This window comes from uncultured Desulfovibrio sp. (assembly GCF_944324525.1).
Classification (GTDB): domain Bacteria; phylum Desulfobacterota; class Desulfovibrionia; order Desulfovibrionales; family Desulfovibrionaceae; genus Desulfovibrio.
In genome coordinates this window covers 1-16,045 of the sequence record NZ_CALUWS010000057.1, presented here as the reverse complement: position 1 = coordinate 16,045, position 16,045 = coordinate 1, and the positions used below count along the sequence as shown (strand labels likewise).

Sequence of the window (16,045 nt, the reverse complement as noted above, 5' to 3'; positions counted from 1 at the left end):
GACGACCTCGGGGACAAAGCGGGTCGTCTCCGGGATGGCCGTCAGGCCGGCCGCATAGGCCATGCCGCGGTCGGGCGCTTCGCGGCCCAGCACCTGCGGCTGCTCCCCCCGGCAGGAAACGCTGACGACCCACCATTTGGCGTTGATGTCTTCCCGGTCGTGGCCATGCAGCGCAAACGTATGCCCCGGCAGAAAACGGGCAACATCCGACTGGGCCTCGATGCTCGTCTGGAGCGAGAGCTGCCGTGCGAGCTGGATGCCGGCATAGCGCCGCACCTCTTTCGCGCTCGTGCAGAAGACGGGATAGCGATAGGTTTCGCAGGCGATGCCCGGCGCGCCGGGAGCCTTTGCGGAGTCCCCGGGCTGGACGTTTTGTTCCCATACGGCCACGCGGGGGAGAAAATTCCAGTCGCGCAGGGTGGCCTGACCGCTGACGCTCCGGGAACAAAGCATCAGCCGGGATACGACGGCGGTATCCGCCGGCTGCCCAGATCCGGGGAAAAAGCGAATATCGGACTCCCCGCTGATGGGGGGACCGCCCGGCATGTCCGAAAAGCAGAGACAATGCCGGCTTTCGCTCTGCTCGAAGTAGTAATAGATGCCTTCTTCCTCGCAAAGGCGGGAGAGGAAATGCAGATCGGACTCCCCGTACTGCACGCAGTATTCGCGCGGCGGGTAGGTCTTGCGGCATTTGAAGGCGAAGGTTTCGCCCGTGAAAAGGTGGCCTTCCAGAAGGAGAGTAATGATCTCCGGTACGCTCTTGTTCTGGAATATGCGATGATTGCGCGTCTGACCAAGAAACCAGAGGCGGGGGACGATGAGGCACTCGTAGTGCGTGAGGTGATTGCCCCGCCGCAGGCGGTGCATTTCGCGCACCAGACCGTGGACATGGCGAGCCTTGCCGGAGCGATCCGCTATGCGCAGCAGCGCGGGCGAACCGATGAAGGCGCAGAGGTTTTCATCGGCTGAGGGATGCACCAGCTCGACACGAAATTCGTAGGGCGTGCACACGGCCTCCTGGCCTGAAAAGGAATATACCGCAAAATCCTTACGACCATTGAGCGTCAGGGTAAACCAGGCAGTGTTCGCTTCATGTCGCACAGCGCGTCTCCCGTATGGTAGAGGATTGCCCGCGTCGGGCCCTGTGCCGACAGCATAAAACCGACTTGTCTATATGTCGAGGTGAAATATATATAAATTTATTTATTTTTTGTAACCGCTCAAAAACGAAGCGGAAAAGCGTCCCATCCGCACGGGCAAACCGACAGGTGGCATTCGTGAAAACGGGCAGGCTGAGAGGGTTGCCCCCTCAGTCGACAGGCAGGCCTCCTTCCCGACCAGGACGGCAAGGGAGAGGCGATATGGCGGGGAAGTCGCGCGGGGCGGCAGGCGTGCGAGGAAAAAGCGGCGCGCCGGCATGTGGCTGCCGGCGCGCTAAGGGGTCAGGCCGGCCTGTTGCCGCTCGCGTGGCAGTGTTGCACAGCGGCAAGCGCGGCCCGGAAGGTTTCATATTGGGCAACGGATTTTTGTCGCCATTCCTCTTCGAGCCGTCGCATGGCCTCTTCATCGCCCTGCGGGGGCTGGGGCGGCTCGGCTTCGGCCGCGAGTTCCTGGCGGCAGCTTTCCAGAAGGTCGTTCGGGTCGGGAAAGGTGTAGCTCATATCTCCTCCGCAATTTTCTTTATTCCTCATCCTCTTCAGGGCCGGCGTCACGGAAAAGCGGAGGGATGATCACGTTGTCGGGAGAGTAACGGTTCATCCAGCTTTCAAAAAAACTGTTCCGCATGCTGTTTGAAGAGGAATTCACTTCTAGTGTATGGGGATTAGTATCATAAACATTGTTTGCGAGATAGGTCAGACTCTCCAGCGGCAGATACAGCGGGCGCAGCAGATCGTGTACCTTGCCGTACTGGGGGAGGAAGTCGCCCTCGTCGCGATCGCCCAATTCCGGTTCGGGGCCGGCCTGGATGATGTAGCCGCCGTCATAGCGGCTGAGAGGGTAGCCCTCACCCAAGGCGCGCAGGCTCGCTTCCCCGCCGATGCGCTCCGCCAGATCGTCACAGAGGATGGTCAGCCAATTGATGCTGGCGATATTGTTTTCAAAACGATCTAACCTACTAGGAAAAAGCGGGCGTACCGGAGAGTCCAGGCCGGGATACCGCAGCAGCTCCCGCGTACACAGGTTATGTGTAGAAATAAAACTCAATTCTTCCCATTGTTGACTGATCCCCCAGCCGGCAGCGCCGCTATGGGGACGGAGGGCATCGCACCACTTGTGCACCAGGGCCGTGAAATCTTCGATGTTCCTGTCCAACAGAAAAAAAGAGGGCGCAAAGACCGCGCTGAAAAGACTTGTCGCGCGTTCCAGCGGGAGGTTATCCTCTCTAAGCTGCAAGAGGATATGCAGAGAGAACTTGGGCGGCAGTCTGTCAAATTCCTCGCCGGAGGCATGGGAGAATACGCAATATCGTGCCGCCGGGCGTCTGCCGCTTTCCTGCGCTTTACGGAAGGTGGAGACCCTCGGGGGCGTGACCTTGCCGTTCTTTGCCAGATGAAAGCGGGCGGGCGAGCCGCTGATGGAACTTTTTGCCTCCGGGCCGATGAGGGCAATGTATTCCTTGGCGCACTTGCAGACGGTCTCCTGCACTTCCGGCAGGTGCGCATTCTTGAAGTAGAGGGTGCAGGTCAGGGCGACTCTCCCTGCGGGCAACTTGTCAAAGGCCGGCGAGATCAGAAGAAAATTGTCCAGCGCCTCGCGAAGACGTTCCTTGTCCTGTTCCATGCTCATATCATTGGCTCCTCTGTGCTATATCGAAAAAATTTTTACACACGGCCTTATTCAATGATCGCCGAAAACCATCCGGCCACTCAAGCAGGCTAACCTTAGGGAAGCTGTTTACTTTTGGAGAGGAATTTAGTCATGGTAATCGCAGCCTTGAAACGCAATTTTGCGATATTTTGCATCGGAACTCCTTTTTTGTTAAATTTCGATTTTAAGCCTTCAAGCGTATTTTCTAGCTCTGTGTTTATTTTTTCCTGGGAGGCCTTGTCTTGCGTTGCAGCTTTTTGCAATGCCTTATCCACTTTTTCCAGCTCCTTCTCCGCTTGGCCGAAAGCAGCCTCTGCGGCCAGAGCCGCACCAAAAGTCTCGTCCAGACACTCTTGGAGTTCAGAATAGTTTTTTTGGTACTGTTGCGCAAGCTTAGAAGAAGCTGATTGGGTTGACTGTACTAGATTTTTCATCTCCTGAATCTGTTGCGCAGCCTCGCCATGCTTCGTCTCAAAATCAGATAGCTTGCTCTTGACCTCGTCGATTGCCTTTTGGGCCTCCTTGGCCGGATTGCCTGCACTCTCGCTTGCGGGCGTGTCTACCACCTGGTTTGCTTGCCTCGCCCCTGCCTTGGCAGCCTGCCCTTTCAGGCAGTTGCAACATTTTAGCTCGATCTTGAGCTCTTCTTGTATAATTTTTTTCTTCTTATTATAACTAGTATTTTCTAGAGATGAAATCTCTTTATTCTTTATTTCTTCTGTATTTCTGTTTCCTACTGTATTTTTTTCATATTTTTCTTTTATCTTTTTAATTTCTTTTTCTTTGTACACTTCAAAAGCTTCATCAATAAACATATTTTCTGTACTATTATTTTCACATCGTTGCATGAGATGCACAGGGCGTCCAAACTCATGATATTCAAAAATCTGTTTAACTGTTTCAGTAATATCTCCATCTTCCGTGGGAAACTTCATTTCCACGAATCGCTCTATATCATCAATCTTTATTTCTCCCTTCTGGGCAAAATTGCCGCTCAGCATGGCCATATCGGGGCGGACAAGGCGTTCCCCGGAGTTTTTCTTTGGCCCTTTGGGATTCATTATGCCGCGTCCCACATACGCACTCACGTTCTTTCCGGATTTATTGTTTTTCCCCGTGTTTATGGACAGTTCGGCCGCATAGCGTGAGTTGGGCAAATGTTCATGGCGTTTGTAATTATCATCGCGTATCCCATTGACACGATCGAAGACATCTTTCACGCATGTCTGATGAAGATTTCTCTTTGTATTTGGGTTGGAGCTTTTCGCGGGATGCCGGTCGCAGCAGCACATGACCTCGCAGAGCATCTTGTCTTCCATTGCCTGCCTGAGTTCTTTTTCCTTCTCGGGATCGGCCTGCGCGTTATTTTGTGCCGCCTCTTCCGGCGTGCCCTTTTCCGGTCGTTTTTGCGAGGAGCATTGCAGAGGCGTTGTCTTGTCATAAGCGGCTTTTGCGGCCATGCTGTCAGCATTGAGTATATTGTTCATGGCCCTGACAAAAGGGACTGCTGTTTTTTGGCAAACTGTTGAAAAGCCATGCGGGCTCATTTTCCTTCCTCCTCGTCCTGGCATTCTTCCGCAAACAGGCTCACCTCGTCCCAGCCTTTCAGACCCAGCTCGACAAGGTCATACATCTTATGTCCCGGAAAGCGGGCCGGCTGCCGCAGGATCTCCGCCACCGCCGGGTGCTGGTGCATCCCGGGGAAGTCGTCCAGCTCCAGATGGCAGAAGCTGTCAATATCCGCCTGCGATTCCAGGCCGAAGGACTGGGCAATGGCCACCGTTTTGCCCACCCGTTCCCGTATCTCGGCATCGGAAAGCGGCAGGAGCAGCCTGCAACGTCTTTTGAGCAGCGAACGGCACAGATCGACGAGCGCGACATCCTCAAGGTAACAGTCCTTGAAGGCTTTCCATTCCTCATCGCCGGCGTGCCAGCAGGGAGGGAGCCGCCCGGCCTCGATCTGCAGGAGAAGCTGGAAGGCGTCGTGCGACATGGACGGGAAGTGACAGCCGTACCACTGCGTTTGATAGCGCATGTCGGTCTCCGGCCAGAACAGGTTTTCCACCGGGCCGAAGAAGCGCATGGCCCGTTGCGCGGGAAGGGAGCGCAGCAAGGGCCGCAGCAGGGCGACGTCCTGGAATCTGAAGAGAAAGATGTCGTAGTTCTCCAGCCGGACCTGCGTACGAAAGGAAAAAAATCGCGCCAGCTCCTCCTTTGTCCGCGGCGACGTCAGCAGCGCATAAGGGCAGTCCCGCCAGTTGCCGCGCAGGGCGTGATAGAGAAAGCGTTTGTCTTTGGGCAGGGTGATGAGCTGCGGCCCGACATCCGCCACCCCGGCCAGCTCCGTGCCGGCATAGACCGCGAGTTGCGGCAAGCCGGAGAAGCGGTCCCGGATCACACGGGCAGCGGCTTCCAGCGCATTGTCGATAAGGACGTGGATGTGGCCCTCCGCAGCCAGCAGACGCGCGATGAGCTGGCGGTTCGCGCTGGGGCCGCAGGCTTCGATGGTGAGCGTGGTATCGTTCATGGGGCATGGCTCCTTGCCGGACTACTGGGAAAAGGCGACACAGGGATTCTTGCCCTGCGCGGCACGGCACAGGCAGTCTCTGGGCGGCGGCACGAATTCCGGGGGTGCGGGCACGTCAGGCCCTTCGCCGGACTGCGGCAGAAGCGGTTTCGCGGGCGTGCCTTCAGCCGCCGAACCGCCGCCGCCCAGGCGAATGGCCGGGCCCTGGATGCGGACGCCGGAGGCATCCAGCTTCAGCCAGGAATCGTCCGTCTTGACCGTCAGCTCGCTACCGGCCTCAAGCACCATCCGCTCGCCCGCGGCAATGTGGATTTCCGTGCCGGCCTTCAGCAGCCACTGCGTGTCCACACGGGTATGGCTGTCCGCGCGGACGGTCAGGTGATCGGCGGAGTCCAGCTCCGTCTTGCGCTGGCCGCGCAGGAGTTCGTGCGTCTCTCCGTGCGTCTCGACGCTGGTGTGGCGATCCGTCACCTGATGCCGGTCGTGCAGGATATGCTCTTTCCAGTCATTTTTGACATGGATGTTCACATCCTTTTCCGCGTGGACCACGACGGCCTCGGCGCCGCTTTTGTCCTCTATGCTCAGCTCGTTGAAGCCGCGCTTCCCCTTGCCGCCGGGGGTGGACATGCTTTTGAAGATGGTCCGCGTCTTGTGCGCCGGCAGCGCGTAGGGGGGATGCTGGCGGCATTGTAGACCAGCCCCGTGATGAGCGGCCTGTCCGGGTTGCCCTCCAGAAAGGACACGACGACCTCGTGCCCGATGCGGGGCAGGGCCATGCCGCCGAATTCCGTTCCGGCCCAGCCCTGCGCGACGCGAACCCAGCAGCTGGTCTTTTCGTCCCATTTCCCTTTCCGATCCCAGAAAAATTGCACCTTCACCCGGCCGTATTCGTCGGGGTGAACCTCTTCGCTGTCCGGGCCGGTGACGACGGCCGTCTGCGTCCCCAGGATGCGCTGTGCCGGATGCGCCAGCTCCGGGACGTAGCGGGTCTTCTCCGGGATGGCCAGCAGCGTGGCGGCATAGCTCATGCCGCGATCCGGCGCTTCATGCTCCAGCACCTGCGGCTGTTCGCCGCGATGCGTGACCCCGCTTATCCACCAGACGCCATTGCAGCGCGCCGATTCATGCCCGTATAGCGTGAAGGTGAAGCCGGGCAAAAAGCGGGATACGTCGGATTCGGCCTCCAGCCACGTCTGAAACGTCAGCTGCCGCAACAGCTGGATGCCGGTATAGCGTTGCGCCTCGGCGGCCGTCTGGAAGATATGGGGATACGCGTAGGTCTCGGCGCGCACTCCCGGCGCAATGGGCGCTTTGGAGGCGTCCGACTCCAGCTCGGAGTCCTCCAGAACGGTGGACGGCGTAAGAAAGCTCCAGTCGCGCAGGGTGGCCTGATCGCTGACGCTCCGGGCGCGAAGCGCCGCGCGGGAAACGACGGCGGTATCGGGCGTCTGGCCTGACCCGGGCACATAGCGGATGCGGGACTGTCCGCCGATGCTCGGGCCGCCCTGCGCGTCCGAAAAGCAGAGGCAATGCCGGTTCAGGGCATGCTCGAAATAGTAATAGATGCCTTCCTCCTCGCAGAGGCGGGAGATGAAGTGCAGGTCGGACTCCCCGTACTGCACGCAGTATTCGCGGGGCGGATAGGTCTCGCGGCATTTGAAGGCAAAGGTTTCCTGCGTGAATTTCTGTTCTTCCAGAATGCTGGTGATGATCTCCGGCACGGTCTTGTTCTGGAAGATGCGATAATTGCGCCGCAGGCCGAGAAACCAGAGGCGTGGCACTAGCCGGCAGCGGTAGAGCGTGCGGAGGTTGGCGGTATGCAGCTGCTCCATTTCCAGAATGACGCCATGCACAAGGCGCGACGCCCCCGAACGGTCGGCAATGGACAGGCAGGCCTCCTTCCCGACCAGGGCGGCAAGGGGTTCGCGCTCGAACAGGCTTACCAGATCGATGCTGAAGCTGTACGGTCTGCTGATCCGCTCCACCCCTGAAAAGGCGTACACCGCAAGGTCCGGCCTGCCGGAAACAAAGAAACGGAACCATGCGTCGTTGGCTTTTGGGAATGACATGGAGACTCCTTTCGGCAACGCCTGCCGGGTTCAGGACCTGCCGCGGCAGGCAGCGGCAAGTCTGCGCGCCGTAGAGCATTTTTTGTCCGGCCTGGCGTTTCGCGGAAAACGCGCGCTTTCTCCGCTTGGTTTTGGCCGGACGGCGCTGTGCCGCCGCCTCGCGTTTTCTCTTTGAAAAAAAGAAAGCGCTCTACAACGACGGGCCGGGAAACGGCAAAGGCGCGCACCGCACAGGCTGAAGGGATCGGCCCGTACGGCGCGGGGGCCTGCCGCACCGGGCTTTGCCGTCACGGCGTCCGGATCGGGAGGCGCGCACCGGCAGCCTTTCAGCGAAAAGATGTGTCCGGCTGATCGCCGCCATGAAAAGACGCAGGCCCCAGCCGCATGCACGGCCTCCGGGCAGTGCGCGGCCGCGCCGGAAAGGGGGGCGCTCCCCTTGCGGAGAGCGCCCGGCACGCTAGCCCTTGGAAGACATGGCGCGCCAGTCGTCGCTTTCCGACGTGCTGGCGATCTCGTGCGTTTTGACGATCTTGCGGTAGGTGAAGGAAACATCCTCGAGGTGCGTGAAATGCTCCTGCGCGGGGTCCTGACAGTTGGGCATGTAGGAGGTGATGTCCACGATGATGGCGTCCTCAAGCGCGATGGTGAAATAGTGCTCCATCGTGCCGGCGGCGGACGTGCGGTAGAACTTCATCTCCACCTTGGGCAGGCGCTCGCCCGCGGTCAGGGCGCGGAAGAGCAGGGGGGAGGACTTGTCAATGACCTTGGTGATCTTCAGCGCCTTGTGGACGCGCTGACCGGAAGGCTGGCCGGACTGGGGGTCGCGGGGCAGCATGATGGTATGGCTGAACGCCTCGACAAGGCATTCGTCTTCATGGCCTTCCTGATAGATGTTGCCGACGGAAGACTCGGTGAAGTTGCCGGCGGTGATGAGACCCTGATGTTCTCCAGTCACGGAAAGGTATGCGGGTACGGGCATATGCGATGCTCCTGCGGTAAAAGGTGAATATCAGTTTTCCTTTAAGCAATGAACATGCCAAATATTCATCTATATATTTCAGGTGGTTAAGATGGCGATTTTCCAGCCGGACGGACAGTTTTGTCCCGCGCCAAAAGGGAGTCAGGGCAATATTTCCACTAACATTTTGAAATAACATAAAAAGAATGGCGGACAAATCTGTCCGCCGCGCTTGCGGGCCATGCAGAGGATTTTTACATAACTCGTTGAAAAATAACGATAAAATACGATGGACAGTTTTGTCGCCTAATAAAAACAATACGTTATGAGCGCGAGGACAATTTTGTCCGCGATGCCGTATGCGGATCAACCGCTGGCGACGGCATGAAACGCCGGGGGAAAAGTTTTAACTTTATAGGTATATACTTTACTCTTTTTCGCTACATTGCGACGCGAAGCATATGCCGCCGAGGGACTGCTTTAAGCGATGCGCTGTGTTTCTTGCCAGAGTTGATTAGTCAAGGTACGATTGTGGCATTCTTGTAACAGCCTGTCGTTTCGTGGAAAAGCGTGGTTTTTCGCTTGGTTTCGGCCGGGAAGTTCTGCGCCTCTGCCTCGCGTTTTCTCTTTTCTGGCAGTGCGCGGCTTGCATTTAAACCTGTGACACAACAGCGGCGGGCGTGCCGTTCCATTGCAAAATCATTCCTTCTCGACCAGCGAGGGGAAGTTTGACATGCTTGAAAGAAGATGCGACAAGGCCAGCAAAAAACAGATCAGGAAAAGGGAGCGATCTGGGGAAAGAAGCAGCCCGGTCATGGAGGCAGGCCCGCGTGCCGTTCTGGCTGCTTCCGCCAATCGCAGCCATGCCGGCGAAAACAAACGCCGCTGTACTGTACAGAGGCGGCAACCGTCGCGGGCAACAGGGGAGAGCACTATGCTGTACGCCCATTCTCTGCCGGATCACCCGGAAACCGACTGGCAGACGCTGGAAGCCCACCATGCGGGCGTTTCCCGTCTGGCGGCGGACTTTGCCGCTGTCTGGGGAACGCCGGAAACGGCCTCTCTGCTCGGCAAGATCCATGATACCGGCAAGCGGTCGGACGCCTTCCAGCAACGTCTGCGCGGCAGGCCCGGCCGTGTGGATCACAGTTCGGCGGCCTGTCTGTACCTCATGCGCCAGTGGGGGGAGGAGGCCCGTCCCGACGCGGGCAGGCTGCTGGCCCGTCTGCTGGCATATCCCCTGCTGGGGCATCATGGCGGCATGCCCGATCACGGCGCGGAAGCCGCCGAAGGGACATTGGCCTGGCGCCTGTACGGAGCGCGGGCGCGTGACGTGCCGGACTGGCGGGCCGAGGGCTGTGCGGCGCTTCCTCCGTCCATGACCTTTTGGCGGGAACTGCAAGCCCTCATGTGCCTTGAGGGCAGAAAGCCCGACCCCTTTGCCGTCAGCTTCCTCCTGCGCATGCTCTATTCCTGTCTGGTGGATGCGGATTTTCTGGATACCGAAGCCTTTTGTGCGGCGGACCGGGCCGCGCTGCGCCCTGCATGGCCGTCATTGGCGGAGCTGGCGCAACGCTTTGCGGCAGCCATGAGCGAGCGCGGCTTTCTGAGCGGCCCCGAGGTGACGGAAGAGCATCTGCATGCCGGGGCGGCAACGGCTTGCGGCAGTGAGGAGCGGCGCGCGGCCATCGCCACGGCGCGGCGCTACATGTTGCAATGCTGCTGCCGGGCGGCGGAAGCGCCTCCCGGGGCATTCTCCCTCACCATGCCCACGGGCGGCGGCAAGACGCTTTCCTCGCTGGCCTTTGCCCTGCGCCATGCTCGCGCGCACCGCTTGCGGCGCATCATCCTCGTCGTCCCCTATACGAGCATCATCGAGCAGAATGCCGAGGTCTTCCGGCAGGTGCTGGGGGATGACGCCGTGCTGGAGCATCACAGCAATTTCCTGCACCCGGAAGAGGAGCGGGAAGACGGTGATGCGCGTGCCGCCCTTGCTTACAAGTTGAGTACGGAGAATTGGGATGCCCATGTCATCGTGACGACATCGGTGCAGTTCTTCGAATCGCTTTTTGCCGATCGTCCCTCCCGTTGCCGCAAACTGCATAATGTGGCGGGCAGCGTGATCATCCTGGATGAAGTGCAGATGCTGCCCATCCCCCTGGTGCAGCCCTGCGTCGCGGCCCTGCGCCTGCTGACGCGGCACTACGGCTGTTCCGTGCTGCTGTGTACGGCCACGCAACCGGCGCTCATGCGGTCGGCCTGCCTTGCGGACGGGTTCCGTGAGGAGGAGATCACGCACATCATCCCCCCCGCGGCTTTGCCGCCCCTGTTCCGCATCTTCCAACGCACACGGCTGGAACAGACCGGCGTGCTGGATGACGAGACCCTGGCGCGACGCCTGTCCGGAGAGCGGCAGGTGCTTTGCATCGTCAATTCCCGCCGGCATGCCCGGGAACTCTTCCTCCTTCTGGAAGAGAGCGAGGCAAACCTGCATCTCAGCGCGCGCATGACCCCGCACCACCGGAGCCGGACCGTGCGCATCATGCGGGAACGGCTGGCGGCCGGGTTGCCGTGCCGCGTCATCAGCACTTCGCTCATCGAGTGCGGGGTGGATATCAGCTTCCCGGTGGTCTGGCGGGAGAAGAACGGACTTGACGTGCTGGCTCAGTCCGCCGGGCGCTGCAACAGGGAAGGGGAGGCCGCCGCGGGACGCGTATACTGCTTCACGTCGGACAAACCCCTGCCGAAACGCGCCGCCGAGCTGGCCCGCCGCCGTCAGGCCTTCGATGCCGTGGCCGGGAAGGAGGATCCCTTTGCTCCCGACAGCGTGCGCGATTATTTTCAGGCCTTGTACGCCGCCTGCCCCAGTCTGGATGAAGAAGGCATACTTGCGGATCTGCGGGCGGACAATCCTCCCGGCAGAGTGCCGGAGCATTTTCGCTTCGAGACGACGGCGCGCCGTTTCCGCTTCATCGACGAGCAGACGGAGAGCGTCATCGTGGAGCGGGGGGAAGCGGCGGAACTCATCCGGCAGGTGGAGGACGGCATGCTCTCGCCCGCCATCCTGCGCAGGCTGCAGCGCCATACGGTGCAGGTCTATCCGCATGAGCTGGAACTGATGCGGCGGGACGGCCGCATCGACAGCGTGAAGGGATTCCTGCATGTCCTGCGCGGCGGGCAGGGCTACAACGAACGCCTCGGCCTCGACGTCGCCCTGGAGCAGGGCCTGCCCGTGGCGGATCTGCTTTTTTAGAGCAATTCCACATTGAAAATGTGGATTGCTCTGGTAGTCGCGAGAGCGACTACCCACAAGCGAACACACGGAAAAACCACGCTTTTTCCGTAGTGTGAGGGCAGCGTCAGCATGGAAATCGGGCACAATTTCAATGCGAATCCGGTCTAACGTAGTTTTCGAGGGAAAGGGGGAGGAGGCGTTTCCCCCTTTTCTTCATATATGAAATCTGGTATCAACTTTAGCTATATATCCTTATTAGGCAAGGAGGCCCGCATGAGAGGCGTACGGCTGAAAGTCTGGGGAGAACATGCCCTGTTCACACGCCCGGAAAACAAGGCGGAACGCATGAGCTACGACGTGCCGACCCCTTCGGCGGCGCGCGGCATACTGGAAGCCATCCACTGGAAGCCCGCCATCAGGTGGGAAGTGGAGCGCATCCATGTGCTCAATCCCATCGTCTTTGACAGCATTCGCCGCAATGAAGTCGGGAAGAAGGGGCCTGCCCCCAGAGAGATCAGGGAGGCGGCGACAAAGGGGAAAAATCTTTCCCTGAGCGTGGAGGATACGCGGCAGCAGCGGGCATCCCTGGTGCTGCGCCATGTGGCCTATGTCATCGAAGCGTCCTTTGAGCTGACGGACAAGGCCGGGCCTGAAGATAACGAAGGCAAGCATATCGACATCTTTCGCCGTCGGGCCGCGCGCGGGGCCTGCTTCCAGCAGCCCTGTCTCGGCTGCCGGGAATTCCCGGCCTACTTTTCTCTGCTCGGCGAGGAGGAAGACCTGCCGGAGTCGGCCCTGCGGGCGGACGCTCCGCGCGATCTGGGCCTGATGCTCTATGACCTGGATTTTGCGCACGGCATGCGGCCCATGTTCTACCGGCCGCGCCTGGAGCAGGGCATCATCGATGTGGCCCGCTGGAAGAGGGAGACGCTATGTCGTATCTGAACGAGCTTTGCCGCTTTTATGAGCGCATGACGCGGAGCGCGGATTCCGGCATGCCCCCGGACGGCATGACCGCGGAAAACATCTCCTTTGCCCTGGAGATCGACACGGCGGGCGATCTGATCGCCGTGGCGGACCTGCGTGACGGCAAGGGCAGAGGACAGCGGCTCTTCGTCCCGGCGCGAGTGCCGCGCGCAAGCAATGTTGCCGCCAATTTCCTGTGGGACAACACCGGCTATGCGCTGGGGGTGGACGGCAAAGGCAAGGAACAGCGTACCCGGCAGACGGCGGCGGCCTTTCGCGAATTGCACCAGCGTTTGCTTGCCGGCTGCACGGATACGCATGCCGTGGCTCTGCTGGCCTTTCTGGAACGCTGGCAGCCGGCGCATTTTGCCGCGCTGGACGTGCGCGAGGCGCTGCTCGACAGCAATGTGGTCTTCCGCCTGACGGGCGAAGAGGGCTTCTTGCATGATGTCCCGGCCCTGCGGGAGATCTGGCGGGCCGCGCGGCGGGCGGACGATGCCGGGGCGGGCCGGGGCATCTGCCTCGTCAGCGGCGAGGCCGGCCCCATCGCGCGGATCCATCCCTCGGTCAAGGGCGTCGTGGGGGCGCAAAGTTCCGGGGCCGCCCTGGTTTCCTTCAACTGCCCGGCGTTTGAGTCCTATGGCAAGGAGCAGAGCTTCAACGCGCCGGTCAGCGAAGAGGCCGCGGCGGCCTACACCTCTGCCCTGAACTATCTGCTGGCGCGGGAACACCGGCAGATGGTGCGCATCGCGGATACCAGCCTGGTCTTCTGGGCGGATGCGCCCGTGCCGGAAGAAAGCTGCCTCGGGGATCTCTTTGATCTCACCTCTTCCGACGATTCCCCGCAGGACAGAACGCAGGTGGAGCGGCTCAAGGCCATTTTGCTGGCCCTGCGGCGGGGCAGCCCGCTCAATGAGGCGGACGCCGCCTTGTCGCCGGACGTACGCTTCTTTGCGCTGGGGCTGGCCCCCAATGCCGCCCGCCTGAGCGTGCGCTTCTGGCTGTCCTCCACCCTGGGGGACATGCTGCGCCACTGCGGCCGCTGGTACGCGGATCTGGCGCTGGAACGGCAGTTCCCGGAAAAGGAACCGGAATTCCCGCCGCTCTGGCTGCTGCTGGACCGCATAAGCACCCCGGGCAGGAACAAGATAGTGCCGCCCGCGCTGGCGGGACAGCTCGGCCGCGTCATCCTGAGCGGGGGCAGACTGCCGGAAAGCCTGCTCGGCGTGGTGCTTGCCCGCATCCATGCCGAACGGCGGCCGGACTATTTTCGGGCGGCTCTGATCAAGGCCTGGCTCTGCCGCAACAAACATGAGGAAAAGGACATGACGACACTAAATACGGATGAAGACAACATCGGTTACCGGCTGGGCAGAGTCTTTGCCCTACTGGAAAAGGCGCAGCGCGACGCTCTGGGGAGGGAGGTCAATGCCCCTCTGCGGGAACGCTACATCGGATCGGCCTCGGCCACGCCGCGTCTGGTCTTTCCCATGCTGCTGCGTCTGGCGCAGCACCACGTCACCAAGGCCAAAAAGAATCAGTTCGACGGCTACGATGTCCGATTCAGCCGGCAGGTCGGCGACATACTCGCCGGCATGAGCGATTTTCCCGCCACTCTCTCGCTGGAGGATCAGGGGCGCTTCATGCTGGGCTATTATCACCAGAACAATGCCAATTATCGCAAGAACGACACCGCGCAGCCTGACGCGGGCGAGGAATAGGAGGGAAAAACAATGACCGCCATTGCCCATCGTTATGATTTTGTCCTGTTTTTTGATGTGGAGAACGGCAATCCCAACGGCGATCCCGATGCGGGCAACATGCCCCGCCTCGACCCCGAGACCGGGCACGGCCTGGTGACGGACGTCTGCCTCAAGCGCAAGGTGCGCAATTATGTGGAGCTGGCGCAGGGCGAAAAGGAGCGTTTCCGCATCTATGTGCAGGAAAAGGCCGTGCTGAACGAACGTCATGCCGAAGCCTATACGGCCCTCTCTCTGAAATCCGAGGCCAAAAAGCTGCCCAAGAAGGAAGAAGAGGCGCGCGCCCTCACCCGCTGGATGTGCGACAACTTCTATGACGTGCGTACCTTCGGCGCGGTCATGACGACGGAAGTCAACTGCGGACAGGTGCGCGGCCCGGTGCAGTTCACCTTTGCCCGCAGCGTGGAAGCCATCGTGCCCGCCGAGGTGAGCATCACGCGCATGGCCGTCACCAATGCCAAGGACCGGGACAATGAGCGGACGATGGGGCGCAAGTTCATCGTGCCCTACGGCCTGTACCGCATGGAAGGCTTCATCTCCGCGCCGCTGGCGGAAAAGACGGGCTTTTCCGATGAGGACGTCAACCTGCTCTGGGAGGCCCTGACGCGGATGTTTGAAAACGACCGCTCCGCCGCCCGCGGCAAGATGAGCAGCCGCAAACTCTTTGTCTTCCGGCATGAGAACCGCATGGGCAATGCCCCGGCGCAGACCCTCTTTGACCTCGTGCAGTGCCGCCGCGTCGGCGAAGGGCCGGCACGCGCCTTTGCGGATTATGCCGTCGGCCTGTCTGGCCCCTGCCCCGAAGGCGTCAGCGTGGAGGAAAAGCTCTAAGATGAGGGAGGTCATGCTGTCCGCGCTCCAGCACTATGCCTTTTGTCCGCGTCAGTGCGCCCTGATCCACATCGAGCAGGTGTGGCAGGAAAATGCCCACACGACCGAGGGAAGGCTGTTGCATGAAACGGCGCATGCGTCCGGCGGCCGGATGCGCGGCGGTATGAAGTCCGTCACCAATCTTGAACTGGCCTCGGCATACTGGGGGATCTACGGCAGGGCGGATGTGGTGGAATTCCGGCAGGAAGGCGGCACATGGCTTCCCTGCCCGGTGGAATACAAAAAGGGCCGCCCGCATCCCGATCATGACGCGGACGCCGTGCAGCTCTGCGCCCAGGCTCTTTGTCTGGAAGAGATGCTGGGCGTTTCCCTTGCCGAAGGGGCACTGTATTACGGCAGTACCCGCCGCCGGCAGCGTGTGACGTTCACGGCGGCCTTGCGGGAACGCACGGCCGCCGTCATCCAGGCGGTGCGGGCGCTGCTCGAGACAGGAGTCATCCCGCCCGCCCGGGAAAAGGCGGCCTGTGCCGCCTGTTCCTTAAAGGATCGTTGCCTGCCGGGCGTTTCGGAGGATTCCGCTTCCCGCTATGTCAGGAAGTTATGCGAGGATGAGGGATGAAGCAGCATTTGAACACCCTGTTTGTCACCACGCAGGATACCTGGCTGTCCAAGGAGGGGGAGTGCGTCGTCCTTTCTCTGGAAGGGGAAAAACTGGGGAAGATCCCCCTGCATACCCTGCAGTCCATCGCCTGTTTCGGCCATGTCGCCTGCAGCCAGTATCTGCTGGAACGCTGCGCCCAGCTCGGCATAACCGTTACCCAGCGCGCCGTAAAGCCTCGCCCTTCAGGGCGGGGATATAAGGCGCACCTTAACTGGAATTTTTGCCTTTAA

14 protein-coding genes are annotated in these 16,045 nt (G+C 60.4%); 6 read left to right on the top strand and 8 right to left on the bottom strand.

The window, feature by feature from the left end:
• The 8 genes from tssI (Q0K12_RS11160) to Q0K12_RS11125 form a co-directional block, all read right to left on the bottom strand.
• Positions 1 to 1,101 (bottom strand): type VI secretion system tip protein TssI/VgrG (gene tssI, locus Q0K12_RS11160; protein ID WP_297262973.1); only part of this gene is annotated, 1,101 nt, incomplete at its 3' end.
• A gap of 341 nt (positions 1,102 to 1,442) precedes the next feature.
• Complete coding sequence (locus Q0K12_RS11155; protein WP_297262971.1) at positions 1,443 to 1,661, bottom strand: hypothetical protein; 219 nt, start codon at positions 1,659 to 1,661, stop codon at positions 1,443 to 1,445.
• A gap of 19 nt (positions 1,662 to 1,680) precedes the next feature.
• The gene (locus Q0K12_RS11150) at positions 1,681 to 2,787 is read right to left on the bottom strand and encodes a type VI immunity family protein (protein WP_297262969.1); all 1,107 of its coding nucleotides are present in this window, start codon (positions 2,785 to 2,787) and stop codon (positions 1,681 to 1,683) included.
• Between the two features lie 95 nt (positions 2,788 to 2,882).
• Entirely contained in the window at positions 2,883 to 4,355 is a 1,473-nt protein-coding gene (locus Q0K12_RS11145; RefSeq protein WP_297262967.1) for a hypothetical protein, read from the bottom strand.
• Positions 4,352 to 5,335 (bottom strand): DUF4123 domain-containing protein, encoded by a 984-nt coding sequence (locus Q0K12_RS11140; RefSeq protein ID WP_297262965.1) that lies wholly within the window; start codon positions 5,333 to 5,335, stop codon positions 4,352 to 4,354. The genes Q0K12_RS11145 and Q0K12_RS11140 overlap by 4 nt, the downstream gene beginning before the upstream one ends.
• Before the next feature lie 21 nt (positions 5,336 to 5,356).
• On the bottom strand, positions 5,357 to 5,962 hold the full coding sequence (locus Q0K12_RS11135; RefSeq protein ID WP_297262963.1) for a hypothetical protein: 606 nt from the start codon (positions 5,960 to 5,962) through the stop codon (positions 5,357 to 5,359).
• Entirely contained in the window at positions 5,917 to 7,404 is a 1,488-nt protein-coding gene (tssI, locus tag Q0K12_RS11130) for a type VI secretion system tip protein TssI/VgrG (protein ID WP_297262961.1), read from the bottom strand. Before tssI (Q0K12_RS11130) ends, Q0K12_RS11135 begins: the two co-directional genes overlap by 46 nt.
• A 457-nt stretch (positions 7,405 to 7,861) precedes the next feature.
• Complete coding sequence (locus Q0K12_RS11125; protein WP_297262958.1) at positions 7,862 to 8,383, bottom strand: Hcp family type VI secretion system effector; 522 nt, start codon at positions 8,381 to 8,383, stop codon at positions 7,862 to 7,864.
• Positions 8,384 to 9,296: 913 nt separating this feature from the next.
• Between Q0K12_RS11125 and cas3 the strand changes: the two genes are divergently transcribed.
• From cas3 to Q0K12_RS11095, 6 genes are all read left to right on the top strand, one after another.
• Positions 9,297 to 11,615, top strand: a complete 2,319-nt coding sequence (gene cas3 / locus Q0K12_RS11120; RefSeq protein WP_297262956.1) for a CRISPR-associated helicase Cas3' — start codon at positions 9,297 to 9,299, stop codon at positions 11,613 to 11,615.
• Positions 11,616 to 11,870: 255 nt separating this feature from the next.
• Positions 11,871 to 12,542 carry a type I-C CRISPR-associated protein Cas5c gene (gene cas5c / locus Q0K12_RS11115; protein WP_297262954.1) on the top strand — a complete coding sequence of 224 codons (672 nt, stop codon included), beginning with the start codon at positions 11,871 to 11,873 and terminating at the stop codon, positions 12,540 to 12,542.
• Positions 12,530 to 14,284 (top strand): type I-C CRISPR-associated protein Cas8c/Csd1, encoded by a 1,755-nt coding sequence (gene cas8c / locus Q0K12_RS11110; protein WP_297262951.1) that lies wholly within the window; start codon positions 12,530 to 12,532, stop codon positions 14,282 to 14,284. The genes cas5c and cas8c overlap by 13 nt, the downstream gene beginning before the upstream one ends.
• A 12-nt stretch (positions 14,285 to 14,296) precedes the next feature.
• Positions 14,297 to 15,154 carry a type I-C CRISPR-associated protein Cas7/Csd2 gene (cas7c, locus tag Q0K12_RS11105; protein ID WP_297262950.1) on the top strand — a complete coding sequence of 286 codons (858 nt, stop codon included), beginning with the start codon at positions 14,297 to 14,299 and terminating at the stop codon, positions 15,152 to 15,154.
• A gap of 13 nt (positions 15,155 to 15,167) precedes the next feature.
• Entirely contained in the window at positions 15,168 to 15,773 is a 606-nt protein-coding gene (cas4, locus tag Q0K12_RS11100; protein WP_297262948.1) for a CRISPR-associated protein Cas4, read from the top strand.
• Entirely contained in the window at positions 15,770 to 16,045 is a 276-nt protein-coding gene (locus Q0K12_RS11095) for a CRISPR-associated endonuclease Cas1 (RefSeq protein WP_297262946.1), read from the top strand. Before cas4 ends, Q0K12_RS11095 begins: the two co-directional genes overlap by 4 nt.